This window comes from Hyphomonas oceanitis SCH89, from assembly GCF_000685295.1.
Taxonomy (GTDB): domain Bacteria; phylum Pseudomonadota; class Alphaproteobacteria; order Caulobacterales; family Hyphomonadaceae; genus Hyphomonas; species Hyphomonas oceanitis.
On the sequence record NZ_ARYL01000035.1, the window covers coordinates 15525 to 39474 of the forward strand.

20 protein-coding genes and 2 tRNA genes are annotated in these 23950 nt (G+C 57.8%); 8 read left to right on the forward strand and 14 right to left on the reverse strand.

From position 1 onward, the window contains the following. Positions 1-32: 32 nt before the first annotated feature. The 3 genes from HOC_RS16975 to tesB all read right to left on the reverse strand — a co-directional run bounded on the left by HOC_RS16975 (position 33) and on the right by tesB (position 2669). Positions 33-1388, reverse strand: a complete 1356-nt coding sequence (locus HOC_RS16975; protein WP_156950522.1) for a tyrosine-type recombinase/integrase — start codon at positions 1386-1388, stop codon at positions 33-35. 204 nt (positions 1389-1592) lie between these two features. Then, positions 1593-1669, reverse strand: a tRNA-Pro gene (locus HOC_RS16980). 127 nt (positions 1670-1796) lie between these two features. Continuing rightward, entirely contained in the window at positions 1797-2669 is an 873-nt protein-coding gene (gene tesB / locus HOC_RS16985; RefSeq protein ID WP_035540786.1) for an acyl-CoA thioesterase II, read from the reverse strand. Between the two features lie 180 nt (positions 2670-2849). On the opposite strand from tesB, the gene HOC_RS16990 reads away from it, so the two are divergent. Beyond that, on the forward strand, positions 2850-4637 hold the full coding sequence (locus tag HOC_RS16990; protein WP_035540788.1) for a long-chain-acyl-CoA synthetase: 1788 nt from the start codon (positions 2850-2852) through the stop codon (positions 4635-4637). 3 nt (positions 4638-4640) lie between these two features. Here the strand turns inward: HOC_RS16990 and HOC_RS16995 are convergent, their stop codons facing one another. Genes HOC_RS16995 through proB form a run of 3 tightly spaced genes read right to left on the reverse strand, consistent with a single transcriptional unit; the run spans position 4641 to position 7707 of the window. After that, positions 4641-6110 carry a RimK family protein gene (locus HOC_RS16995; RefSeq protein ID WP_035540791.1) on the reverse strand — a complete coding sequence of 490 codons (1470 nt, stop codon included), beginning with the start codon at positions 6108-6110 and terminating at the stop codon, positions 4641-4643. Further along, the gene (locus tag HOC_RS17000; RefSeq protein WP_035540792.1) at positions 6107-6586 is read right to left on the reverse strand and encodes a GNAT family N-acetyltransferase; all 480 of its coding nucleotides are present in this window, start codon (positions 6584-6586) and stop codon (positions 6107-6109) included. The genes HOC_RS16995 and HOC_RS17000 overlap by 4 nt, the downstream gene beginning before the upstream one ends. Beyond that, a complete protein-coding gene (proB, locus tag HOC_RS17005) occupies positions 6583-7707 on the reverse strand; it encodes a glutamate 5-kinase (protein WP_035540793.1) in 1125 nt (374 codons plus the stop codon). Before proB ends, HOC_RS17000 begins: the two co-directional genes overlap by 4 nt. Before the next feature lie 86 nt (positions 7708-7793). On the opposite strand from proB, the gene HOC_RS17010 reads away from it, so the two are divergent. Beyond that, positions 7794-8027 (forward strand): MJ0042-type zinc finger domain-containing protein, encoded by a 234-nt coding sequence (locus tag HOC_RS17010; RefSeq protein WP_035540794.1) that lies wholly within the window; start codon positions 7794-7796, stop codon positions 8025-8027. 17 nt (positions 8028-8044) lie between these two features. On the opposite strand, the gene obgE is transcribed toward HOC_RS17010, so the two are convergent. The 4 genes from obgE to HOC_RS17030 all read right to left on the reverse strand — a co-directional run bounded on the left by obgE (position 8045) and on the right by HOC_RS17030 (position 10695). Next, on the reverse strand, positions 8045-9085 hold the full coding sequence (gene obgE, locus HOC_RS17015) for a GTPase ObgE (RefSeq protein ID WP_035540795.1): 1041 nt from the start codon (positions 9083-9085) through the stop codon (positions 8045-8047). Between the two features lie 9 nt (positions 9086-9094). Then, the gene (locus HOC_RS17020) at positions 9095-9619 is read right to left on the reverse strand and encodes a GNAT family N-acetyltransferase (RefSeq protein WP_051625029.1); all 525 of its coding nucleotides are present in this window, start codon (positions 9617-9619) and stop codon (positions 9095-9097) included. A 126-nt stretch (positions 9620-9745) separates the two neighbouring features. Beyond that, entirely contained in the window at positions 9746-10015 is a 270-nt protein-coding gene (gene rpmA / locus HOC_RS17025; protein WP_035540797.1) for a 50S ribosomal protein L27, read from the reverse strand. Positions 10016-10053: 38 nt separating this feature from the next. Further along, positions 10054-10695 (reverse strand): 50S ribosomal protein L21, encoded by a 642-nt coding sequence (locus tag HOC_RS17030; RefSeq protein WP_035540799.1) that lies wholly within the window; start codon positions 10693-10695, stop codon positions 10054-10056. A 181-nt stretch (positions 10696-10876) separates the two neighbouring features. Between HOC_RS17030 and HOC_RS17035 the strand changes: the two genes are divergently transcribed. The 5 genes from HOC_RS17035 to HOC_RS17055 all read left to right on the forward strand — a co-directional run bounded on the left by HOC_RS17035 (position 10877) and on the right by HOC_RS17055 (position 19017). Next, positions 10877-10966: transfer RNA gene (locus HOC_RS17035), tRNA-Ser, on the forward strand. An 814-nt stretch (positions 10967-11780) separates the two neighbouring features. Continuing rightward, positions 11781-14057, forward strand: a complete 2277-nt coding sequence (locus HOC_RS17040) for a TonB-dependent receptor (RefSeq protein WP_035540801.1) — start codon at positions 11781-11783, stop codon at positions 14055-14057. A 21-nt stretch (positions 14058-14078) separates the two neighbouring features. Further along, positions 14079-15782 (forward strand): carboxylesterase/lipase family protein, encoded by a 1704-nt coding sequence (locus HOC_RS17045; protein ID WP_084146420.1) that lies wholly within the window; start codon positions 14079-14081, stop codon positions 15780-15782. Next, positions 15779-17365 (forward strand): AMP-binding protein, encoded by a 1587-nt coding sequence (locus tag HOC_RS17050; protein ID WP_035540804.1) that lies wholly within the window; start codon positions 15779-15781, stop codon positions 17363-17365. Before HOC_RS17045 ends, HOC_RS17050 begins: the two co-directional genes overlap by 4 nt. A gap of 56 nt (positions 17366-17421) precedes the next feature. Continuing rightward, on the forward strand, positions 17422-19017 hold the full coding sequence (locus tag HOC_RS17055) for a carboxylesterase/lipase family protein (RefSeq protein WP_162174887.1): 1596 nt from the start codon (positions 17422-17424) through the stop codon (positions 19015-19017). Positions 19018-19029: 12 nt separating this feature from the next. On the opposite strand, the gene HOC_RS22595 is transcribed toward HOC_RS17055, so the two are convergent. The 3 genes from HOC_RS22595 to HOC_RS17065 form a co-directional block, all read right to left on the reverse strand. Further along, entirely contained in the window at positions 19030-19281 is a 252-nt protein-coding gene (locus HOC_RS22595; RefSeq protein WP_051625031.1) for a hypothetical protein, read from the reverse strand. A 66-nt stretch (positions 19282-19347) separates the two neighbouring features. Continuing rightward, positions 19348-20640 (reverse strand): FG-GAP repeat domain-containing protein, encoded by a 1293-nt coding sequence (locus tag HOC_RS17060; protein WP_206741598.1) that lies wholly within the window; start codon positions 20638-20640, stop codon positions 19348-19350. Beyond that, positions 20637-21929: a spinster family MFS transporter gene (locus tag HOC_RS17065; protein WP_035540805.1), complete on the reverse strand. Its 1293-nt coding sequence runs from the start codon at positions 21927-21929 to the stop codon at positions 20637-20639. The genes HOC_RS17060 and HOC_RS17065 overlap by 4 nt, the downstream gene beginning before the upstream one ends. 549 nt (positions 21930-22478) lie before the next feature. Here HOC_RS17065 and HOC_RS17070 point away from each other — a divergent pair. Further along, complete coding sequence (locus tag HOC_RS17070) at positions 22479-23147, forward strand: TetR/AcrR family transcriptional regulator (RefSeq protein WP_035540806.1); 669 nt, start codon at positions 22479-22481, stop codon at positions 23145-23147. Positions 23148-23403: 256 nt separating this feature from the next. Here HOC_RS17070 and HOC_RS17075 read toward each other — a convergent pair whose 3' ends face one another. Then, positions 23404-23835: a MarR family winged helix-turn-helix transcriptional regulator gene (locus tag HOC_RS17075; protein WP_206741599.1), complete on the reverse strand. Its 432-nt coding sequence runs from the start codon at positions 23833-23835 to the stop codon at positions 23404-23406. Positions 23836-23950 lie beyond the last annotated feature (115 nt).

The window sequence follows — 23950 nt, forward strand, 5'->3', positions numbered from 1 at the left end:
CCGGATCATCATACCCTAACACTTCACTGCCTTCATGCGTTTCTCGAAATGGTCAACATCGCTATTCGCGAGTGTTTACCGACAAGCCGTTCCACCTCGTCGCCCCACAACTCCATCGCTCGGCGAACATCGTCAATATTCTCACCCACATCATAACGCGTGTGCATTGATCGGTCGGGCGCGTGATTGATACACGCCTCGGCGATCACGGGTGACACTCCGAGCTCTCGTACCAGAAGGGTCCGGCCGAGGCGCCGGCAGTCATAGAGTTGAACGCCGTCGAGTGGGCAGGGCTCATCGACTTTCCGGGCCTCCGCCACCAGCTTGTTGCGTATTCTCATCCAGCGCTGTTTCGGACCGTCGTGGCGAATGTGATCATCGCCCGCTTTGTTCGGAAACACCCATGGCGACCTGTGTTTGGAGAGTGCTTCGCGGAACAGCGCGGCTGCCTGAGGTGACAGCGGCACCTCGTAAACCTCGTTTGTTTTTGTCTGGCCGGCCGGGATGCGCCACATTTCCTTTCCGTGCGTCCAGTCGAACTGGTCGCGCCGGGCAGCAACAATTTCGGCGGGCCTTTGCAAGGTGTGGGCATGTAGCATGATGGCCAGCGCGGATCCCCAGCCGTGACGTCCCTCGTCGCGTCGCAGTTCTTCGTTCAATGCGTCCCACATGAGCTTCAGCGCCCCGTCAGGCATCTGGGAGCGTTTGTCGGGTGTGTCCTTGAACAGTTTCCGGAAGGTGCCCGGGTTCATATCTGCCAGTTCTTCTTCGATGGCCCAGTTGAACACCGCACGGATAACACCCTGGCATTCATTGGCGAGTTTTGCGCCGGGATTGCTGCCTTCCCTGGCGCGGGGGTGCTTGGCTGCCTCGGCCTGGATCGCGCGAACGAGTTCGCGGATCTGCGCCCTGGTAATCTGCCGGAATTGTTCTTCCCCAAGCGAAGGCAGGATATGGACTCTCAATAGCCTGTCGCGTTCATCATAGGTGCGTTGCTTGACCCGAGGTGGGGATTTCTCGGGCGTCGCCATGAACCGGGTGGCGAGGGCGGCAAACGTGGAAGTCTTTTCCTTCTCGGCCGCTTCCTTGGTTTTCCGTTTGCGGGTGACCAGGTCTGCTTCTCCCATCGCCATCCGGCCTAATTCTTTCATGGCCATGGCGCGGGCAATTTCGGGAGAGCCGTCATTTGCGGCGATCAGTTTCGCGTCTGTCTTGCTGCCGTCGGGTTTCACGATCTGGAGCTTGTAGGCTGCGCTCCCCTTCGGCGTGATGGCCAAAAACAGTTTCGGGACCTCAGTGTCCCAGTGGCGCACCTTTTTTGCCCCGTCATGCGCCCTGATAAGGCGCTGAACATTGGTTTGGGTGAGTTTGAGTCTGTTATTGGCCATGTCTTCTTGCTCTCTTTCGAGTCTGAAGACGGTGGCTTTCAAGCCCTGTGCCACCCAAGCCACCTCTGAGCCACCTCGGGAAGTCGGAATTTGTCCGGCTTTGTCCGATTTGGCCGCAAGGCGACAGGGTGGGGGTTTCGCGTGGAGAGGCTGGTATTTACAGGATAATCTCAACAAGTACGGGCGTTTTTCCCGTTGAGAGAATGGTCGGAGCGAGAGGATTCGAACCTCCGACCCTCTGGTCCCAAACCAGATGCGCTACCAGGCTGCGCTACGCTCCGGAGTCCCGTAATAATGGGAGCAGGCGCGGGCGCAAGCCCTTTTCAGCTGTAATTCCCAACAGTTTTTGCCCGATAGTGAAATTTCTTATGAATCAGAGCTTTCTTGTCAGGCGAGTAGGCAAAAATCTCAGTTCTTTCGCTTTTTCTGCCGCATCAGCCCTTCTTGAGCCACGCTCGCGACCAGCTTGCCATCGCGGTTATAGATGCTGCCGCGGTTGAAACTGCGTCCACCGCCCGCGAATGGACTGTCCATGACATAAAGATGCCAGTCAGAGAACTTTACGGGCGCATGGAACCAGATCGCGTGATCGAGGCTGGCCGACATCAGTTTCGGATCGAACCATGTCAGTCCGTGTGGCCGATTTCCCGTGCCGAGCAGGCTCATGTCGGATGCATAGGCCAAAAGGCACTGGTTCAGCGCCTGATTATCACCCGCATCGCGCGCCACACGCATCCATACCTGATGCGAATCGCTTGCTGGCTTTGGATTAAAAAGGTCGAGCGGCGACACATCACGCATTTCAATGTCCCGCTCACGCGTGAACTCGTGGCGTATGCTCTCCGGCACCTGGTCGGCGATCTCGAGACGGCGGTCCCGAAGGCCTTTCAGCGTTTCCGGGTCGGGTGCCTCGGGCATGTCATGCTGGTGTTCCCAGCCCTCTTCCGGCACCTGGAAGCTGGCAGCAAGGTTGAATATTTGCTTGCCGTGCTGGATCGCGACCACCCGCCGTGTCGTGAAGCTGCCACCGTCACGTGCGTGGTCGACCTGATAGATGATCGGCACTTTAGGATCACCCGGCCGTATGAAGTAGGCATGCAGTGAATGGCAAATGCGGTCTTCGGACACGGTGCGCTGCGCTGCTACAAGCGCCTGCGCAATAACCTGTCCCCCAAAAACACGCTGGTTTGCCCGTTCATCGGGGCTTTGGCCCCGAAAAAGGTCAAGCTCGAGCCGCTCGATATCGAGCAGCACCAAAAGGTCTCCAACAGGATCAGACATCGCGCACCCTCCGCTTCGCATCGGCTGCAAGTATCAGAGACATTCAAACGTGCAAACCCGTCATAACTTTCGGGCCGGTGTCTGACCCTTTGACAAGATGGCTATCCCGCGCTCTCCTTGTCAGGAGTGACTAACCATAGGTAATACGGCGCCTGACCCGAAGCGAGGACGAACCCCTAAATGAACTTCCTATCCATACTGTCCCGCGAGGTGCAATTTTATCGGTCTATACGAGGTTTGACCAAGTGGACAAAGGATATCAGCCCCGATTCAGAGCGGCTGGTGGCAGACGACGTCGAGGATGTGGTCGACGGCCATGGCGCCAACGTCGCGTTCCGGTTCGAAGGCACTTTGACCACGTATGCCGAGTTCGAGGCTCGGGCCAACCGGTTCGCTCATTGGGCGCTGGAGCAGGGACTCGCGGCCGGTGATTGTGTCGCCCTCTTCATGGAGAACCGACCTGATTATGTGGCGTTCTGGTATGGGATGTCGAAGATCGGTGTTGTTACCGCGCTCATCAATTCAAATCTGGAAGGCGAGGCCCTCGCGCACTGCATTAATATTGCCGATGCCAAACGTATCATTACCGGTGCCGAACAGGACAATGTCATCAAGGCTTCTGCAGCCCTGTTCACTTCGGCACCCGCTGTCTGGTCACTGGGCGGATCCGAGGGCAATGACCTCGAAGCGGCGATCAAGGGCGTATCGGCAGAGCGGCCATCTCGCGAATACCGTGCTGCGCTTCGCGGACGTAATCTGTGCCTTTATGTCTACACATCAGGGACCACCGGCTTGCCAAAAGCGGCGAAACTGACCCAGGCCAGAACGCAGGGCATGATGCGCACGTTCATATCGCCGTGTCATATCACCGAACGCGACCGGATTTATCTTACGCTGCCTCTGTACCATGGCACCGGGGGGCTTTGCGGCGTTGGGCAGGCGCTGATGACGGGGGCGTGCATCATTCTGCGGCGCAAGTTCTCCGCCAGTGCATTCTGGGATGATGCGACGGACGAGGCCGCGACGTCGATTGTTTATATTGGTGAGCTGTGCCGGTACCTGCTGAACCAGCCACCCCACCCGAAAGAGCGCGCCCACAAGATCCGCACCGGTTTTGGCAACGGACTCCGGGCCGAAGTTTGGGCCGAGTTTCAGGAAAGGTTCAACATCAACCATCTGTGCGAGTTCTATGGTTCCACTGAGGGCAATGTCAGCTTCCTCAACTTTGACGGCAAGATTGGGGCCGTCGGTCGGATTCCCGGCTGGCTGGAGAAACAGTTCGCGCATATCGCATTTGTGAAATTCGACATCGAGACCGAAGAACCAATTCGCGGACCTGAGGGGTTTTGTATCCGTACGGATGTCGATGAGGCGGGCGAGGCGCTGGGCCGCATCGGCGAGGATATTCGCAACCGCTTCGAGGGCTATAATGACGAGCAGGCGACGAAGAAGAAGATTCTGCGGGATGTTTTCGAAAAGGGTGACATGTGGTTCCGGACAGGGGACCTCATGCGCAAGGACAAGGACGGCTATATTTATTTCGTCGACCGTATCGGCGATACGTTCCGCTGGAAAGGAGAGAATGTCTCCACCAATGAGGTTGGCGAGGCGCTCTCAGGCATTCCCGGCGTTGCGACGGCAAATGTCTATGGCGTTCCGTTGCCCGGCTATGATGGCAAGGCGGGCATGGCGGCCATCACGATGGATGGCGATGTCAATTTCGAGGGCATGTATGTAGCGCTAGGTCAGAAGCTGCCAAGCTATGCGATACCAATCTTCATCCGCGTGCAGCGTGATGCGGAGACGACCGGGACGTTCAAGTACCGCAAGGTGGAGCTGGTCAAGGAAGCTTTTGACATTGACGAAGTGACTGACCCGATCTGGATGTATCATCCTGAGCGCAAGGAATATGTTCCGTTCACGCAGGACAGGTATGACTCCCTTCGCTCGGGCGCCTTCAAGTTCTGAGGATCAGTTGACCCGGCCCATGCGCTGTTCAAGGCGTGTGGAAAACCATGAGATGATGCGACGCCAGATTTCATCTTTCATGACCGCCCCCTCGACATCATGGTCAATGCTGGGGTTGTCATTGATCTCGATGATTACGACCCCATTGTCGGTTTCCTTGAGGTCGACACCATAGAGCCCGTCGCCAATGAGACGTGCAGCCCGTACGGCAACGTCGATCACTTCGGGTGGCGTGTCCTCGATAGGTAGTGTGGTGAACCCACCTTCACTCGTTTTACCGCCAGGGCCGTGTTTGATGATCTGCCAGTGTCCCCGCGCCATGCGGTACTGGCAGGCATACATTGGCTCGCCGTTGAGTACGCCTATACGCCAGTCGAACTTGGTTGGGATGAATTCCTGCGAGATCACCAGAGCTGTGTCATCGAACATGCCTTTTACAGCCGTCTTCAGTTCTTCCAGCGTGGTTGCCTTGACCATGTGATTACCGAAGGAACCATCAGGCGTCTTCAGGATAACAGGAGAGCCAAGCCGTGAGAAGACGGCAGTGAGGTCTGACTTCTCATCAAGGATTTCGGTGCGCGGGATGGGAAGACCGGCTTTCTCGAGTATTTCTTTGAGATAAACCTTGTTGGTACAGCGGATCATCGAATGCGTATCGTCGATGACCGGCATGCCCTCCTGCTCGGCGCGCCGAGCGAACCGATAGGTGAAATTGTCGATGGACGTTGTCGCGCGGATGAATAGAGCATCAAATTCCGCAAGGCTTGTCAGGTCAGAGGGCTCGATCAGTTCGACTTCCACGCCCATCTTGGCTGCGACATCTGCCAGTCGTTTGATCGATGCTGGCTTCGAAGGTGCATGTTGCTCCTTCGGATCGACCAGAACGGCCAGGGACCATTTTGCTGGCGCTTTCGTTTTGGGTGCGCTGACGCGACCGCTCGTATAAGTGGCCATCGCTTCCAAGAAAAAGGCGCGACGAGCGTCTTTCAGTTTGTGTGGCGAAACGATGCGGACGCGCGCAATTCCGCATGGTGTAGTATCGTCGAACTCCACCTCTAGAGCTGGCGTGCGAAACCAGTCCGACACTTCGCGCGCGAGCTTTTCGTATCCGGGGACTTCCGATTTCGAAAACGCCACAAACAGGCTCTCAATCTCCGGTGCGCCTTTGGCGCGGGCTTCGCGCAGCCGTTCGCCGAGGTCGGGCAGGGCATGAGTGTAGAGCCCCTTGGCCGACAGCTCGACCATGGTCTGCACGTTCGGGCTGACCCGGTGTCCGCGTGCCTCCGCCAGAAGAGAGGCATAATAGCCCTCAGACTGGTAGGCGTAGGATCGTGAAAGGTTCAGGATATAAGGACGGCGTCCAGCAAACAGCGCGGGTTTGGAAATATAGTCGCTGACCCGGAGCACCTTGTGAGGCGTTTCGGCCTGTGAAATGTCGCTCGCCGTTTCGACGAGGATAACCCAGTCGGTCATCGGCTTTCACTCACGGACATGCCAAGGGGCTTTTCCATCCGCACTGCGGTCTCTCCATTCGGGTAGTAGCCTGCAACGCGCGCAATTACGCGATATCCGCTGCGCTCGTAAAGTAGAATAGCATTGTGGTTTGATTCGCGCGCTTCTAGTCGCATCCGTTCACATCCCTTCTCCTTTGCAACAGTTTCGCCCATCGCCATGAGCTTCCGTGCAACGCCCTTACCACGCATGTCAGGGCTGACCGAAAGCGTATACAGGCGCGCTATCGCGCTGCCGTCGCGCAAGAGCAACACGGCGGCCCCGACAAGAGTTCCGTTCAATTCGGCCACATGCGCGATTGTGTTGCCGTCCAGCAGCCGGCGCCAGGTGCGTCGTGGGAAGCGGTCTTCTTGAGGGAAGGCCTCTTCGATCCGGACCAGACCGGCCAGATCGCCACGCGTAGCCAGCCGGATGATCGGCTCACCGATCAGCGTCATACGCGCACCATGTCGTCCCGGTGGATAATGGCGGGGCGACCGCGATAGCCGAGGGTTGCTTCCACTTCGTCGCTCTGAAGACCGATGACACGCAGGATGTCGGCAGAGCTGTAGGACGTGACTCCCTTGGCGATTACGGGGCTGTTTTCGGCCTTGATGGCCACGGCAGCCCCGCGTTCGAACCCACCCAGAACCCCGGTAATGCCCACAGCAAGTAAGCTCGCACCCCCTTGAAGTGCCCGTGCGGCGCCAGCATCAACCAGGATTGTGCCTTCGGGTTTCAGGTGGCCCATCAGCCAGGCTTCGCGCGCGCGCGCGGGTGTGGTGTCGGCGACGATCAGGGTCGAGAGCGCGCCTTCCTCGATGGCGCGCAGCGGGTGTTCGCGGTTGCCGCGCGTGATGATGGTGGAGCAGCCCGCCGCATGGGCGATGCGCGCCGCTGCGAGTTTGGTCACCATGCCACCTGAGCCGACACCCGCAGATGCATTAGCGCCGGTTGCCATGGCGTCATGCTCGGCTGAAAGTTCTGTTAAAACAGGGATGTGGGTGGCTTGAGGATCTGTGTTCGGATCGGCGGTATAGAGGCCGTCAATATCTGAAAGGAGTACGAGCAGGTCCGCCCCCATCATCTGGGCGACGCGCGCCGCCAGCCGGTCATTGTCGCCATAGCGGATTTCGTCCGTCGCGACCGTGTCGTTCTCATTGATGACCGGGACAATGCCGGCATCAAGCAGGGTTTCCAGTGTCGCGCGCGCATTCAGCCAGCGCCGCCGCGTTTCGGTGTCGCTGAGGGTCAGCAAAGCTTGCCCAACAATGATGTCATGGGAGGCAAAGGCGCTGGCGAGCGCCGCCATAAGGCGTGGCTGGCCGATTGCAGCGGCGGCCTGTTTCTGGTCCAGCCGAGCGGGGGTGGGTGAGCCGAGGTCCACCCGTCCCAGTGCCACGGCGCCCGACGAGACGAGGATGACATCCTTTCCGCGCGCGCGCAGGTCTGAAATGTCGGCAGCAAGGCGCGCCAGCCAATCGGTGCGGGCCTTGCCATATTCGGCAATCAGGGCGGATCCTGTTTTGACGACGATCCGCTTTGCTGTCCGAAAACTTTCGCCTGTCATGCTGCGCAGCCTGTCAACATGAGAGACTGGCGTTTGTGTGCGCTCTGTGCTGTCTGGGCAATCAGATTTACCCCTTTACGTACAAGGCCAACACGATGCCCCAATTCGACATGATCCTGATTTCGCCTGAAGCTGCAGCCCGTGCCGACGTGCTTGAACACACGGCGGGAACGCCCGTGCGCGAAGGCGGCGGGGACGAGACCTATCGCTGCGGGGCGTGCAAGACCAAGCTCATGATTAATGTGGCCCATCACGACGCCCATGGCGTCGTCGTCAAATGCGGCAAGTGCGGGAAGATCAACACGGAACCCCACCATCACCATCACTAACCGACGCAGACTGGCGATCAGGGCGCCCATGTTCCGTCCTCGCTGACGCCGTCAGCCTCCGCTTCAGCTTGCAGTCCGAGGTGTTTCACGATGGCAAAGAGGGCCTCGCGGACACCTTCGCCCGTGACGCCGGAAATCAGCATCGGCTTGCCCTTGTAGACTTTTTTCAGCTGCTTGAGCTGGTCTGCAACGAGTTCTGGATTGAGCGCGTCGATCTTGTTCAGGCCAACAATTTCGGGGCGTTCCGCCAGTTCTGGGCTGTAGTCTTCCAGTTCCTTGCGGATTGTACGGTAGGCGCCTGCCGGGTCATCCTGTGTGCAGTCGATAAGGTGCAGCAGGACTTTACAGCGCTCGACATGACCGAGGAAACGGTGGCCAAGGCCTGCACCTTCAGCGGCGCCTTCAATTAGACCCGGAATGTCGGCAAGTACGAATCGTGTGTTCGGTCCCAGGTCAACAACGCCCAAGCCAGGGTCCAACGTTGTGAAGGGATAGTCGGCTATCTTGGGGTTCGCGGCCGTTACAGCGCTCAGGAAGGTCGACTTGCCGGCGTTGGGCAAGCCCACCAGACCGGCATCAGCAATCAGCTTCAGACGCAGCCAAAGCCAGCGTTCCTCGCCTTCCTCGCCTGCGTTGGCCCGGCGCGGAGCCTGGTTGGTGGATGATTTGAAACGGAGATTGCCCCAACCTCCATTGCCGCCGCTCGCGAGTTGGACGCGCTGACCGATCTCTGTCAGGTCTGCGACCATGGTTTCCTGATCTTCTTCGAAGATTTGTGTGCCAATCGGCAATTTCAGGGTCACATCATCGCCCTTGGCGCCGGTGCGTTGCTTGCCCATGCCATGGCCGCCGCGTTTCGCTTTGTGGTGCTGTTGGTAGCGGTAGTCGATCAGGGTGTTGAGCCCATCGACCGCTTCGGCCCATACATCACCGCCGCGTCCGCCATCGCCGCCGTCAGGGCCGCCATACTCGACATACTTCTCGCGCCGGAACGAGACGCATCCCGCTCCGCCGCCACCGGACTTGATATAAACTTTGGCCTGATCAAGGAATTTCATCGGGTTCTCTTACGCGTTTCGCGCGAGGCGCGCCATGTCGAAGTGTTCAACGGTTTCGCCCCGGCCAAGTGAAAACAGCTTGCTGCGACCGGCACGCATGAAGCCCAGCTTGTGGAGGACACGTCCTGATGCCGGGTTATCAACGAAGTGTCCCGACAGGAAAGCCGTTTCACCCCGGCGTTCCAGCCATGAGAGCAAGGTTTTAGCTGCCTCGGTCGTCAAGCCTTTGCCCCAAGCCATTGGGGCGAGCCAATAGCCAATCGTGAAGGGCGCCCCTTCGGACTTTCGGTCTGCGCCGATGACACCCACGAGATTGCCCTCAAGAACCATGGCCCGGACATGCTCCATATCCGCTTTTGCTGCTGCATCCTGGCCAGAGATCCAGGCCAAAGTCTGCGCCTTGGACTGGTTCGGCGCGACGCGGGCCAGCATGCGGTAGACCCTTGGGTCCTGCACAAGCTCGGTAATCGGGCCTGCGTCCGCAGGCCCGATGGACCGCAGCAACAGCCGCTCCGTCTGCAACTCTTCACTCATCGTCGCCTCCTCAAGGCAGGACAAGGCAGGGGATGGCAAAGAAAAAGGGGAAGCAGTGGCCTGCCTCCCCTCGGAATGATCGACTTTTGCGATCCGGCCACGTTCCCGCGGCCGCGCTGTCAGCCGCTATTCTGCTGCGTTCGCGAGCGGTACAATATTCACGTACAGGCGGCCACCGGCCTTCTTGGCGAACTCGATATTGCCTTCGATCAGCGCAAAAAGGGTGTGATCCTTGCCCATGCCCACGCCTTTGCCTGGCCATTTCTGGGTGCCGCGCTGACGCACGATAATGTTGCCCGGAATGACATGCTCGCCGCCATATTTCTTGACGCCAAGGTATTTCGGGTTCGAGTCGCGACCGTTACGTGACGAGCCGCCTGATTTTTTGTGAGCCATTGTGCGCTCCTTGTCCTGTCTGAGGGCTTAAATAGCCCTTATGCGTCCTTGGCGAGTTCGGCGGCCTGTGCAACCCAGCCGTCTTTTTCAAAACGACCCGAGAGGCTCAGCTGCTCTTCGAGTTCGGCGATCTGGGCCTCAGAAAGGGCTGCGATCTGAGCGAAGGTGGTGATTCCCGCGCCGTTCAGCTTTTTCTCGAGAGCCGGACCAACGCCCGTCATTTTCTTCAGGTTATCAGCGCCGGTTGTCGCGGCTGCAGCAGCGGGTGCTTCAGCGGCAGGTGCTGCTTTGGGCGCTTCTGCCGGGGCGGCTTCAGCTTTCGGGGCTGCTTCATTCTTAGGAGCGGCCTTCTTGGCAGGTGCCTTTCCGTCAGCATTGATCGACGTGATTGTCACGGTCGTCAGGTGCTGCTTGTGGCCGATCGTGCGGCGGTAGGTCTGGCGCTGGCGCTTCTTGCGCGTGATCAGTTTCGGACCGCGCATGTGCTCGGCGATTTCGCCCGAAACAGTGGCGCCGGCCACGAGAGGCGCACCAACCGTAACGGAATCACCGCTTCCAAGCATGAGGACGCTATCGAACGTCACGTCTTTACCGGCTTCAGCATCCAGTTTCTCGATGACGATCGTATCGCCCTCGGCAACTTTGTACTGCTTGCCACCTGTCTTGATGACCGCGAACATGGGTCTCATCCTTCCGGCATGAAATCAAAATGAAATACGCGCGAAACCGTCGCCGGTCCGCGCCTGAATGGGGGGGTAAACACCAAACCGGAGCGGCTGTCAAATGTCATCTTCAGGCGATTTCAGGGAGTTGAATTCTTCGCGAAGCCAGTATAGGTCAGCACGCTTCCCACCAGGGCGCGGAGAGGTGCTAGAGTGGTTGAATAGGCTAGTCTCGAAAACTAGTGAGCTCGCAAGGGTTCCCAGGGTTCGAATCCCTGTCTCTCCGCCAGCCTTGGCCCCAAATATCCCGAAACTAAAAGGGAATGTGGGGTAATAGGTCATTCTTCCCCGCCCTTTGGAGTTTCATGGCATTGTCAGGGGAGTTCGGCTCGGAGTGACCAATCCAAGCGTTTAGCCTCGCAAAAGTGACCAAGAATCCGTTCCGTTAATTCAAAACCTCACCCTAAATCATCCAGCTTGGCGAGATGATGTGCGTCAGGGTTCCTCTGTCTTCAAGGAATGCGGAAGACCTATTTCACGAGCGGGGCAACGACATTTGCCATAAAAGTCTCAGGCTCTGGGTGGGCCCTGTAGCTGGATCAATCTTGCTTGCTCAAAATTAGGGCAGCAAGGCCGCAAGAGACAGCTAGATTTATTTCTTCTGACAATACCGTCAGTGCACAACCCCTTCAACGATAAAAGAAATATCAATAAGAAAAGCCGGTTTGAAGTGCTGCGAGACGCCGTCCTTTGCGAATGGCGCGACCTTCTCGGCGCCTAGGGCCTGCTCGTTCGCGAAATACGGAGACGGGCTCGCTTTAGACGGATCCCACCTCGCGTCGTGTCATCCAACGCGAAAACGCGAGACAAGCAGGTCAAATGCACTGGGGCGCCCGAGTAGAGGAGCTTTGCCACCAAAACGAGAGAAGGGCTCTATTTGTCGAATGGTCTAGGCTTATTCCTAATGGACCTGTGCCCGGCGAAATAAACTTTAAAAAAGTTCATTATCATTAGAGTGAAGATTATTGACAGCGTGAGCGATTTGTTCTCCAACGGTTTCTGAAAAGCGCGACAAGCCGCTTTCATCAAGGGAGGATAATCTAATGACTCTACGTTCAATGGCGTCCGTATATGCGATTTCAATCGCTATTCTGGGAGCGCCCGCTTTTGCCCAACAGGTGTCGCCCGGTGATGAGGCGACGAATGATTCGACCGTGGATGAGTCGCGTCAGGATACGATCATCGTGACGTCGACCCGCCGTGCCGAAAGCCTGCAGGATGTGCCGCTGGCCGTCACGGCGTTCCAACAGGAAGCCATGTCGGAAAAAGGCATCGTCAGTTATGACGGCCTTGCGCGCGAGACACCCGGTATCGTGCTGAACCAGCCGACCGCCAACTTCAACACAATCACCACGCGCGGCATCGCCACCAATGGCTATGGCGCCAACCTGCAGGCCGCAACCGCAATCTACATTAACGAGCTTCCGATCTCCTCGAACGGCAACTCGACCATTCTCGACCCGACCCTCTTTGACGTGGAGCGGGTAGAAGTGCTGCGCGGACCGCAGGGAACACTGTTCGGCGCAAACTCGCTGTCCGGCGCCGTGCGTATCCTGACCAAGCAGCCTAACCCGAACAAGTTCGAAGCAGCCGCGCTGGTCGATCTCGGTGTGACGGATGGCGACGCTGTCCGCCAGCGGTACAACGGCATGGTCAACATGCCGCTCGTCGAAGACCAGTTGGCGCTGCGGGTCGTAGGCTTCTACCGCGATGAGGACGGTTGGGTCGACAATATCGGCACAGGAATTGAAGGCGCGAACTCGCTGAAGGCAGTTGGTGGCCGTGCGCACCTGCTGTGGGAACCGACCAGTAATTTCGATGTTGGCTTGCTCATCATCCGCGAGGACAATGAACCTGCGGATTCCGCTCTCACCAACCCTGACCGAGGCGATTTCATTCGCAAGACGGACCGCCCCGACCTCTTCCAGTCCGACATGACCAGCTACAATCTGACGGCCAACTGGGACATGGACTTCGCGACCCTTACCACTTCCTCGAACTACTCCAAGATCGACGGGAAGTTCATCGTCGACCTGGCGGGCACATTCGGTGGGGGCATTCCCTTCGCGCTTGATGCGGTCGGCCATGATGAAAACTTCGTCCAGGAAGTCCGTCTGTCTTCCGCAGATGGTGGAAACTGGGACTGGATCGTCGGCGGTTTCTACTTCAACAAGCGCCGTGACATTGACTATGACTATCGCTCTTCGCAGGAATTCCTCGATACGCGTGGCCTGACGGGCCTGCCGGATGAGTATTACTATCGCTTCAAGGGATACTTCGACGCCATTGAATCGGCGGCGTTCGGTGAGCTGACCTACCACTTCTCCGACAAGCTGTGGGCGACTGGCGGCCTGCGCTATACCGAAACGTCGGTGCAGTCCCACACTCTTGGCGGCGGCTACAACTCCAATTACCTGACGGCTGCATTGCTCGGCCTTACCAACACAGCCCTGACGATCACACCGGTCACGGCAGCGGACGGCCTCGAGGTCGAAGCCGACAACGTGTCCTACAAAGGCAGCCTCTCCTACAAGCCGATGGATAACCTGACGACCTATGCGTCGATTTCGACAGGCTTCCGTTCGCCGGTGGCGAACGCCCGCGCCGGCCTTGCCAGCGGGGTGGACCCCAACGACATCATTATCCCGAACGGGGCGGATTCGGATAAGCTCACCAGCTATGAAATCGGCATGAAAGGTGCCTTTTTCGACCGCAAGCTGACTGCGAACCTTGCCGCCTACTATATCAACTGGGAAGACATCCAGGTTCAGGCTAACCGCCTGTCCGACCAAGCGCAGTTCGCAACCAATATCGGCAAGGCCGTCAGCCAGGGCATCGAATTCGAGATCGGATACTATCCCGGCAACGGCTTCAGCGTGTTCGCGAACGGCTCGCTCAGCGACACTGAAATCACGGACCTCACCGATGAGGAAGCCGCGATTTCTGGGGCTGAAGAGGGTCTGCAACTCGCCATGCCTGACTTCCAGGGCGCCCTTACGGCCCGTTACGATTTCGCGATCAGTGACAAGGACGCATTTGTGAGTGCAACGGCCGCCTATGTGGGCGATTTCCCGGCCATGCTGCCGAATGTGCCGGGCAATCCGAACACACCGGCCCCGACCTTCGACTATACCGAGGCATACACGATCGTGAATGCGCAGGCTGGTATCTCGAAGGACGACTGGAAAGTGGTGGCCTATGTCGAGAACCTGTTTGACGACAAGTCGATCACCTACGTCCACCCGGAAGGCTTCCTCGATAGCCGCTATGCCCGTGTGCGGCCGCTGACCGTCGGTGTACGACTCAGCTACGACTACTGATCCGTTTGGGGGAGAGGCGTCATGCTTAGATCGAACAGGTCGCCGACTGAGGCGGCAAGCGGAAGGCATTTTGGGGCGGTGCTTGCGCTATTGTTCGTATCCGCCGCGTCTCTTTTGGCAGCAGGATGTGCAAGCGGATCTGCCGAGCCTGTCAGGAGCGTTGCCCTTGCGAACGCTCCTGTCGGTGCCATTCGTGGTACGACAGAGAAAGGCGTGTCCGTATATCGTGGCATCCCCTATGCTCTGGCACCCACGGGTGAGCGTCGCTGGGCGCCGCCCGTGTCGGTTCCGGACTGGGGAGAACAGCGCGATGCATTGGCGTTCGGCCCAGCGTGTCCTCAGCCGGAATCTCGGCCCGGCAGCATATATTCAACGGAGCTAGGCCCCGTTTCGGAAGACTGTCTCAGCCTGAATGTCTGGGCACCGGAAGATGCCATGAATGCGCCCGTATTTGTCTGGATCCATGGCGGCTCGCTCACAACGGGCGCGGGCAGCCAGGAAATGTATGATGGCGTCAGAATGGCGCGCGAACAGGGCCTGGTCGTGGTCACGCTCAATTACCGTTTGGGAATTCTCGGCTATCTTGCGCATCCGGGATTAAGCGCTGAGTCCCCGCAGGGCATTTCGGGTAATTATGGCTTGATGGACCAGACACTGGCGCTCGAATGGGTGAAGCGTAATATCGCTGCATTCGGCGGCAATCCGGATAATGTCACGGTCGCAGGCGAATCTGCAGGTGCGCTCAGCGTTGTCCTGCTCATGACATCGCCGAAGGCGAAGGACCTGTTCGACAAGGCCATTGCGCAAAGCGCATACATGGTGACCATGGCTGCATTGAAGGAAACCGTAAATGGCCTTCCACCGGCGGAGTCTACAGGCGCGGAACTTGCGAAACGCATGGGCGCCTCAGACATCAAGGACCTTCGCTCGATGTCGGCAAAAGACCTTGTATATAAGTCTGCCAAGGCAGGATTCTTGCCGTTTGCCGTTATCGATGACGTTTACCTGACCGACCAGATGGTCGCGACCTTTGACAAGGGCGAACAGGCTCCCGTCCCCGTTTTGGCTGGCTTCAATGAAGGTGAGATCCGCTCCTTGCGGTTCCTCTTGCCTCCGGTACCAAAGCCGGATGTTTACGAGGCCGCGGTGCGGAAGGGGTATGGTGATCTTGCCGAAGCATTCCTCGAGATCTATACCTCAGAGAGCCTGGAATCGAGCATGCTCGCAACAACCCGCGATGCAATGTATGGGTGGTCTGCGGAACGTCTTGCGGCTTCGCAGAGTGCCTTTGGGTATCCGTCATACTTCTATTTGTTTGACCATGGGTACCCGGCAGCCGATCGCCTCGGACTCCACGCATTCCATGCGTCAGAAATTCCCTACATGTTCGGAACGATCTCCGAAGCCGTCGCGCCATGGCCAGAAATACCGGATACGGAAGAAGAGAATGACCTGTCGAAAGCGATGATGGCGTATTGGGGGAGCTTCGCTCGCGACGGCCGTCCCGCCGCCCAAGGCAGCGCAGTGTGGCCGGCCTACGAAGACAAGGCCACTGGCATGGTCTTCGCTGACGAGCCGCAACCGTGGCCCATGCTTTCCCGAAACCGCTTTGACCTACATGAGGAAGTGGTGTGCCGCAGGCGCGCTGCAGGCAACATTCCATGGAACTGGAATGTTGGAATCCTCTCTCCCCCTTTGCCGCCTAAGGATTCAAAATGCCAATGATCGACGGTGCAATCCAGGATTATGCACTCACGCTCGACAAGTTTCTTGACCATGCCGCCAAATGGCATCCCCTGACAGAAGTTGTAACTGCACGCGCGGACGGCAGCATCGCCCGAACGGGCTATGCTGGCTTACGCGAGTGTGCCAAGCGCGTGACGGCCCTGCTTCATGATCTTGGCGTGAGGAAGGGCAGTCGTGTCGCCACGCTTTCATGGAACACACAGGCGCATATGGAGTGCTGGTATGCCGTAATGGGCATGGGCGCTATTTGCCATACGCTCAATCCGCGTCTTACCAGCGAGCAGCTGGCCTGGATGCTCGGCCAGTCGGAAGCGGCGATATTGATCGTGAGCAGCGACTTGCAGCCGTTGGCCGCGAGTATCGTTCAAGGCGCCCCGGGAATAACGACTGTTCTGGTGATCGACCACCCTGACGGTGACGCGCTTGATGTCGTTGGTCTTCCGTATGCCCAACTTCTCGAAGATGCCATCGTGGGCAAGTCTGCCGATGTGCCATGGGGCGATTTTCCGGAAACGGCCCCGTGCGGCCTGTGTTTCACCTCAGGCACCACCGGCGCCCCGAAAGGCGTGACATATACGCATCGGGGAAATTACCTCCACACCTTGCGCCAGTTGCAGGCGGACGTCTCCGGAATGACATCGCATGATGTTGTCCTGCCGGTCGTGCCGATGTTCCATGCGAATGCCTGGGGTCTGCCGTTTTCCGCCCCTGCGACCGGCGCAAAGCTGGTCCTGCCAGGCCGTCATTCGGATGGCGAAAGTCTTGCCACGCTCATCGCAAACGAAGGCGTGACGGTCGCGGTTGGGGTTCCAACCATCTGGACGGGGTTGATGGATTATCTTGATGCGAAGGATATGGATCTGCCTTCGCTGAAACGGATTATGGTGGGGGGGGCGCCAATGCACCCTGTGTTGATGCAGCGGATCGAAGACCGAGGCATCTGCGTCCAAACGACATGGGGCATGACGGAATTATCGCCGCTCGGAACCGCTGCGCCACCAGGCGACGCACGCTCGCCCGAAACAGCCGGCCGGCCGGCAGTGGGGCTCGACCTGATGGTGACAGATCACACCGGCGAGCCACTCGATATTCAGCGCGGTCAGGAGGGACGACTCTGGGTGCGGGGCACGTCCGTCGTCTCGCGCTATTATGGGCAGACTGAGAGTGCCACAAAAAATGGCTGGTTCGACACCGGCGACCTCGCCGTTCTCAGCGAGGGCGGCCAAGTATTTATTACCGGCCGTTCCAAAGATCTTATCAAGTCTGGCGGCGAGTGGATCAATCCGGCAGAGATCGAGACGCTCGTATCACGGCTGCCCGAAGTGGCCCTTGCAGCTGTCGTCGGCCGCGCGCATCCAAAATGGGGCGAGCGACCGGTGCTGATGGTCGAAATCAGGGAAGGATGCGAACTCAGCGATGAGGCGCTCCTTGCCGGGCTGACGGGCAAGGTGCCAAGTTGGTGGCTGCCTGACGAAATCATTCGTCTTGGGTCAATGCCGCTGGCAGGCACCGGCAAGATAGACAAGCATAGCTTGCGTGACATGTGCGTCGCATCGGCATGAAACCACGGAGGCGTGTCATGATAGCCGGTCTGAAAACATTGGCAGTGATCGCGCTAATGGCAGTTTCAGGATGTGTCCGTTCCGATGATGTGTACCCTGTTGCGGTTTTGACTAATGGCGCGACCGTCAACCTGCGGCAGGGGCAGCTTGTCGGTGTGCGGGAGGGAGACCTGGAGGTCTTTCGAGGCATTCCCTACTCAGCTGCGCCGACCGGGGAAGGGCGTTGGAAGGCACCATCGCCTCCGCCGAATTGGTCCGGTGTGCGCGATGCGACTGCTTTTGGCCCAAGTTGCATTCAGCCCGCCGTACCAGATCGCAGCCTATATTATGACCCGCCGCTTCAAACATCCGAAGACTGCCTGACCCTTAACATCTGGAAACAAACCCGTTCGGACAACGCACCGGTTATCGTGTGGATACATGGCGGGTCCCTACGGATCGGTGGCAGCGCCCAGTCTATGTATGATGGATCGGAATTTGCGCGCAGGGGCGTTGTGTTCGTTTCCCTCAACTATCGCCTTGGCGCGCTTGGCTGGTTGGCGCATCCGGAGATGAACGCTGAATCGCCCGACGGCATTTCCGGAAATTATGGTTTGCTCGATCAGATCGCTGCGCTTGAATGGGTCAGCGACAACATATCGGTCTTCGGTGGCGACCCCGCAAATGTGACCGTAATGGGGGAATCCGCCGGGGCGCTTAGCCTGACCTATCTGCTGACAAGTCCAAAGGCGGAAGGTCTTTTTCAGAAAGCCATCATCGAGAGCCCCAATAGCAGGAATTTCCCGGAGCTCGGCCGAGCCGCCTATGGCGCGCGGCCTGCAGAGGAAATCGGTGCCTCAACGCTAAGTGCGATGGGGTTTTCCAGCCTCGAATCCGCGCGTGAAGCGACAGCGCAGGAAATCACGGACAAAGCAGGCCTGGCAGGATTCATACCGCAGGGCACGATTGATGGCGAAGTCCTTCCCTCGCAGATTATTGATTCATTCGACGGTGGTGCATTTGCAAATGTGCCAGTGCTTGCCGGGTTTAACAGCGGTGAAGTCCGCTCTCAACGCCTGTTCCTGCCGCGCAAGCCCGATGACTATGAAGCGGCGATCGTGGCGCGGTATGGTGCGCTTTCGAATGATGTTCTCGCGCTCTATCCGAGGGCAGATGTCGATGCGTCCATGCTGGCCACGCTGCGCGACGGGATTTACGGCTGGGCGACCGAACGGATCGTGCGCAGGGAGACCGAGGCGGATCAGCCTGCCTTTATGTACGTCTTCGACTATTGCTATCCGAGTGCCGAGAAGGCTGATCTCTGTGCGTTCCACGCGAGTGAATTACCGTTTGTTTTTGGCGCTCTTGATCCGGATAAGTTGTCACCTAACTGGCCTGTCCCTGATGGCGAGCATGATCATGTTGTATCCCGTGCGCTGCTCGATTATTGGACCTCCTTTGCGGCAACTGGGCAGCCTGAAAGCATCTCGGGTCCGGTCTGGCCTGTTTATGGCGGCGATCAGGCTTACCTGAATATCGGTCAGGAACTGGAAGTCGGTAACAATCCAATGCCGGGCATGTTCGAGTTGCATGAAGAGCTCGTGCGTCAGCGCAAAGCTGCCGGCGCGCCGTGGTTCCTTAATATCGGTCTCGGCGCGCCGCCATTGGAATAGTGTGTTTACGGGCTATTCGTGACCGGCCTTGTTGGGCGGTGTGAATGTCATCTCCGTCTCGTACGTATCGATCCAGTTTTCCGGTGGGAGCGGCAGGGCGCGACTGTCTTCGGAGCGGCCAGCGGTGAAGGCAGGCTTTGGCTCGGCCGTGCGCACTTGCTCCAGCCAGAAGACGCCATCGTAAATCCCACTATTCCCGCGGGTTGCAACCCAGTCGATATCACCGTCCTGGTCCATGTCGACAGGAACGAAGACATCGTACATGCCGCGCACGCGCCGGGATATGTCGTGCCGCTCCCAGTGCTCACGGGCGTCTCCCGGATTTTCGAATCAGGCTATCCGGCCCACGCTGGAAGCTGCCGTGACCTGCGGACTGTCTTCTTCGCGCGACGCATCGGTGTAGGCGCCCCGTAATATATTGAGCCCGGAATAACCGCCCGTGATGGCATCAAGGTCGCCGTCGCCGTCAATGTCGGCGAGCCCAATGCCGGCTACGATGTCTGGCAATGTGTCGCCGATGCGGAAAAAAGTCCACGGCTCATCAAGCTGTTGAGGCTGTTTGAGCCAACCCAACCCGGCCACGAGCGGGCTTCCCGCAACCGGCTGGGGCGTTTCGTGGACAGCGACAACAAGATCCTTGCGTCCATCGCCGTCAATGTCGGCAAAGGCAGACTGGAAAGCGCTTGATGCGCCGCGCCAATCGTCCGGCACAGGCATTCCCGCTACGATGGTAATCGGGTGCGGTTTCACGGTAAAACCTGACGCGGTTCCGTTGCCGACTGTTTCCAGAATCGCCATTTGAAGATCGAGGCGCGCCGCGACAAGCACGTCCATGTCCCCGTCATCGTCAATGTCGATCGGCATGGCTGTATTGGGCACCACTTCCCGTGAAAGGACCTGTTCATGCCAGCTCGATTGGACAAGCGGGTCACCTTCTATACGAAAGAGTGAGGTCGGCCGCGCGGCGCTCGCGAGGGATGGATCAATGATGTCGGCGGCGCCCTTGTTCGCTGCGAGGACATCAAGATGCCCGTCCTGGTCCATGTCGGCCATGAATACGCGCAGCCACGAACCCCGCCCTTGTGTGATCTTGGGGATCATCCGTGGCCAGGTTTCCTTGCGGGCCAGTTTCCCAGGGTTTTGAAGGTAGAGGAGATGCGCTTCTTCGCAGGCCGCGACCAGATCAGGCCAGCCATCACCATTGATATCACCGACCGCGACATCCTCTATCGCGCCAACCTCGTCGCCAGCTGCGACGGTGACATTGATCCATGTGTCGGCGTCACTAGTGCCAAAAGCGATGCGGAGGTGGTTGGAGTCTTCGTGCACTGAAACGATATCGAGGACCCCGTCGCCGTCAAGATCCGCGATGACAAGACCATCGCCGCCGCGTATGGCGGTCCCACCATTTGTCTGCTGATCATCAATCAGGTGCTCGCGCCAGGAAATATAGAGACCATCCTTGGTGCGCGCTTGGCTCGGTGTGTCGCCGGCGGCCTGAGACGTAGCGCTTGTGGCGGCAAAGACGCGCGTCTCAGGTGTCTGGCAGTTGGTCACCACAAGCAGGGCGGAGGCCATCAGGACTGGCCGAACAAACTTGGTATTCAGCATAATCTGTTTCATGGGATCAGCCTCGCTATATCCTGGCGAATGTTTTTTGCGGCCAGCACATAATGGATACACGCCCAGAGCGATCCGATAACGCCACAAATCAGCATGGCGCTTGCCAGAGGCGTCTCGAAACCGGCACTAAGGAATTGGTCGCTAAGCGCGCCAACGATAAGTGGGCCAAGGCCTAGACCAATAAGGTTCAGGATGAAGAAAAGTATGGCGGACGTCAGCGCCCTCATGCGAATGCTGACCAGACTGTGGGACACGGCGATTACCGAGCCAAGATAGGCCGCTGTCAGGAAGTTGAAGGGCGCGGTCAGGAGCAGGGCAGTTCTGGCTGACCCGGATGTCAGCGCAATGATCAGCACGGGTACGATCATGAAGGTGAGTATCGCTGGAATCCAGAGATACCAACGTATGTCGCGCGCGCCGAAGCGGTCCGCCATCCAGCCACCGAAGAAAGAGCCGAAAGCGCCTCCGAATCCGCTGGTCAATGCCATCCAGGTGCCCACAGTCCCGAGGCTGATGTCAAAATTCCGCAGGAAGTAGGATGGGAACCAGTTTCCGATACCATAAATAAGGAAGGCTTGCAGGCTGGCCGCCATGGCAATGTGCCGGAAGGATACGTGGCTCCAGAGAAGTCTTACCACGTTCATGAGGGGTGGCGTCGAGAGCTGCGTTTGCTCAACTCGCTCGGACCAACCGCGAATAGGTTCCCGGACGGTCAGCCGGAAGATTATGGCAAGCAGGATGCCTGGCGCGCCAACGACGAAGAAGGCCAGACGCCAACCAAACGCTTCGGCGATCCGGCTGCCGAGTGCAAAACCGAAAAGGATGCCGATATAGATGCCGATTGAATAGACCGACAAAGCGAGCGCCCTGTTCTTCGGTTTGAAAATATCGGAGAGCATTGAGTGCGCCGGTGGACTACCGCCAGCTTCGCCCACACCCACGCCGACCCGCGCAACGAGCAGATAGGTAAAGCTTGTGGCAAGACCGCACACGGCCGTCATGACGCTCCAGACAGTGAGCGCCCAAGAAATGATGTTTCGGCGAACACCCCGGTCGGCCCAACGGGCAATTGGAATGCCGCAAATGACGTAGAAGAGGGCGAAGGCAAAACCAGTTAGCAGGCCTAGCTGCGTATCGGTAAGATCGAGCTCTGCCTTGATGGGCTCCTGCAAGATTACGAGTAGCTGCCGATCGATAAAGTTGAATGCGTAGATGATCGTGAGCACAAATAGGACGTAGATGCGGTATTTCTTGCTTTGGTAAGGTGTAACCTGAGCCGAATCCTCCATATCTCGTCGAGTCGGAGCAGGCTTCGCCTGCGGGGTTGCATTTGATTTCACGTTTCACTCCCTGATGTTTCGTTTCTCTTTTTTTTTGGTGATATTCCAAGCGCGATCAGCAGATCGCACGCGTCTCGCTCTTCTTTTCTATGTTTTGGAATAGTCGTGCTTGCGCCCCGACTCTGGACGGAGCAGGCGCTGGCTCTCACCATCAGATTCATGATCATTGTCGATGTGACAGCTGATCCTATATCTCCTTCCCGCCATGATATTCACTCAGGAGAGAGTGAAGTCAATTGAATCGTGAGGAATTCGCGGGTATGGGATTGAGGGGGCTATGCAATGTGAGCCTGCACTGGGTGAAAGTCCCAAAGTCGTCTGGGCTGCAGCGGCTGGGCTGTGTATAAAGCTAGGTTCTGCGCCGCGCTTCGAGCGACGCCAAAGGATTGAACAAGGAAGATGGAGAGTTGGTCAGGGATGATGCGTAATCAACTGCTTGTGGACCAGCGGTTGACGTAAGTTGATCAGCCAACCTATCCTGAAAGAAAGGACGCCACGATGTCGAATACCAAAGCCGAGCGACCGAGCCGCAGCAAGGCAGAACAGCGTGCGGAAAGCATTGAGCAAATCCTTGACGCAGCGGAATATCTTTTTTCCAAGAATGGTCTGCACGGTGTCACGCTTCGTGACGTCGCTAAACGGGTTGGAATCCACACCACACTGGTTCACTATTATTTTCAGGACAAGCAACACCTTTTCGAGGCCGTATTCGCGCGCAGGGCAGGTGTGACCAGTGAAGGGCGCATGAAGGCTCTCAATGAGTATGAGGCGACTGCGGGTGACAAGCCCACTGTTGAAGGGGCCCTTCACGCCTTTCTCGATACGGATCTGGACCTTTACTATGAAGGCGGTGAGCAATGGATGCACTATGCTGCCTTCTGCGCCCGCGTCAGTAATACGCCTGAAGGCGCCGAACTGATGGACAAGCATTTCGACCCGGTCGTGTTGAAATTGGTGAGCATCCTGAAACGAGCGCTTCCCGATTATTCCGAAGAGGATATTTTCTGGGGATATCACTTTGTGACCGGCTCATTGATGAACACGTTGGCCTGCACAGGTCGAATCGATCGCCTCTCTGGCGGAGTTTGCAGTTCTGAGGATTTCCCGGCTGTGAAAAAACGCATGGCGCGATTTATGGCTGCTGGTTTTCTGGAGCTCGGAAACTAGCGCTGGATTGTTGTTTGCGGGCATAGCCGAGAGAACCGGGCTTTTAGGTGACGATCTTGGTAATTGAGCTTCTAATATGGCCAAAATCCATCTCGCTAATTCAGAGCCTCGCCTGAGATCATTCAGCTCGGTGTAACGATGTATGCCTGATATACGCTCTTGTTGCGGAATGTCGAAGACCTGCTTCGCGAACGTGGCGTCTGCTGCCCCGGGAATAGCGGAGACTGGTTCGAGTTAGTCTGAAACCACCTTAAATTCACTCAGGGGTCTGGTCGAGCTCACCAATATCGAGAATTGGAGCAGCATCCAGGTTCTCGGCGTTCAATAGCGAAGTGACATTTTCCAATGCTGAGATAAGCATCGACTGGTGCCAGTCTGGAAGGTGATTGAAACTGCGCGTAAACATTTCGTGCAGCGGATCGGGCGAGGTCTGAAGCGCGGTTTGACCTGCTGGCATAAGCCTTAGCCAGACCCGTCGCCGATCTTCATCACAACGTCTGCGCGAGATAAAGCCGCGCGCTTCCAGCTTGTCCACGAGGCTGGTGATTGTGGCATGTTTGAGTTGCGTTGCTTCCGCGACCTTGCCAGCAGAAACCTCACCGGATTCCGACAATAAGCGCAAGACGCTTAGTTGGGATGGCGTGAGACCTGCAGTCAACGCCAGCCGTTTAGAAGCGATCTCAGTCACGCGCTGAATCTTGCGTAGGGCTATCAGGGCATCTTCGGAACGTAAGCTCAATGTCATGGACCTCAGTCAGGCGTAAGGTCGGGCCCTGTTCCCCGTCAGCGACCATGAGACAGAT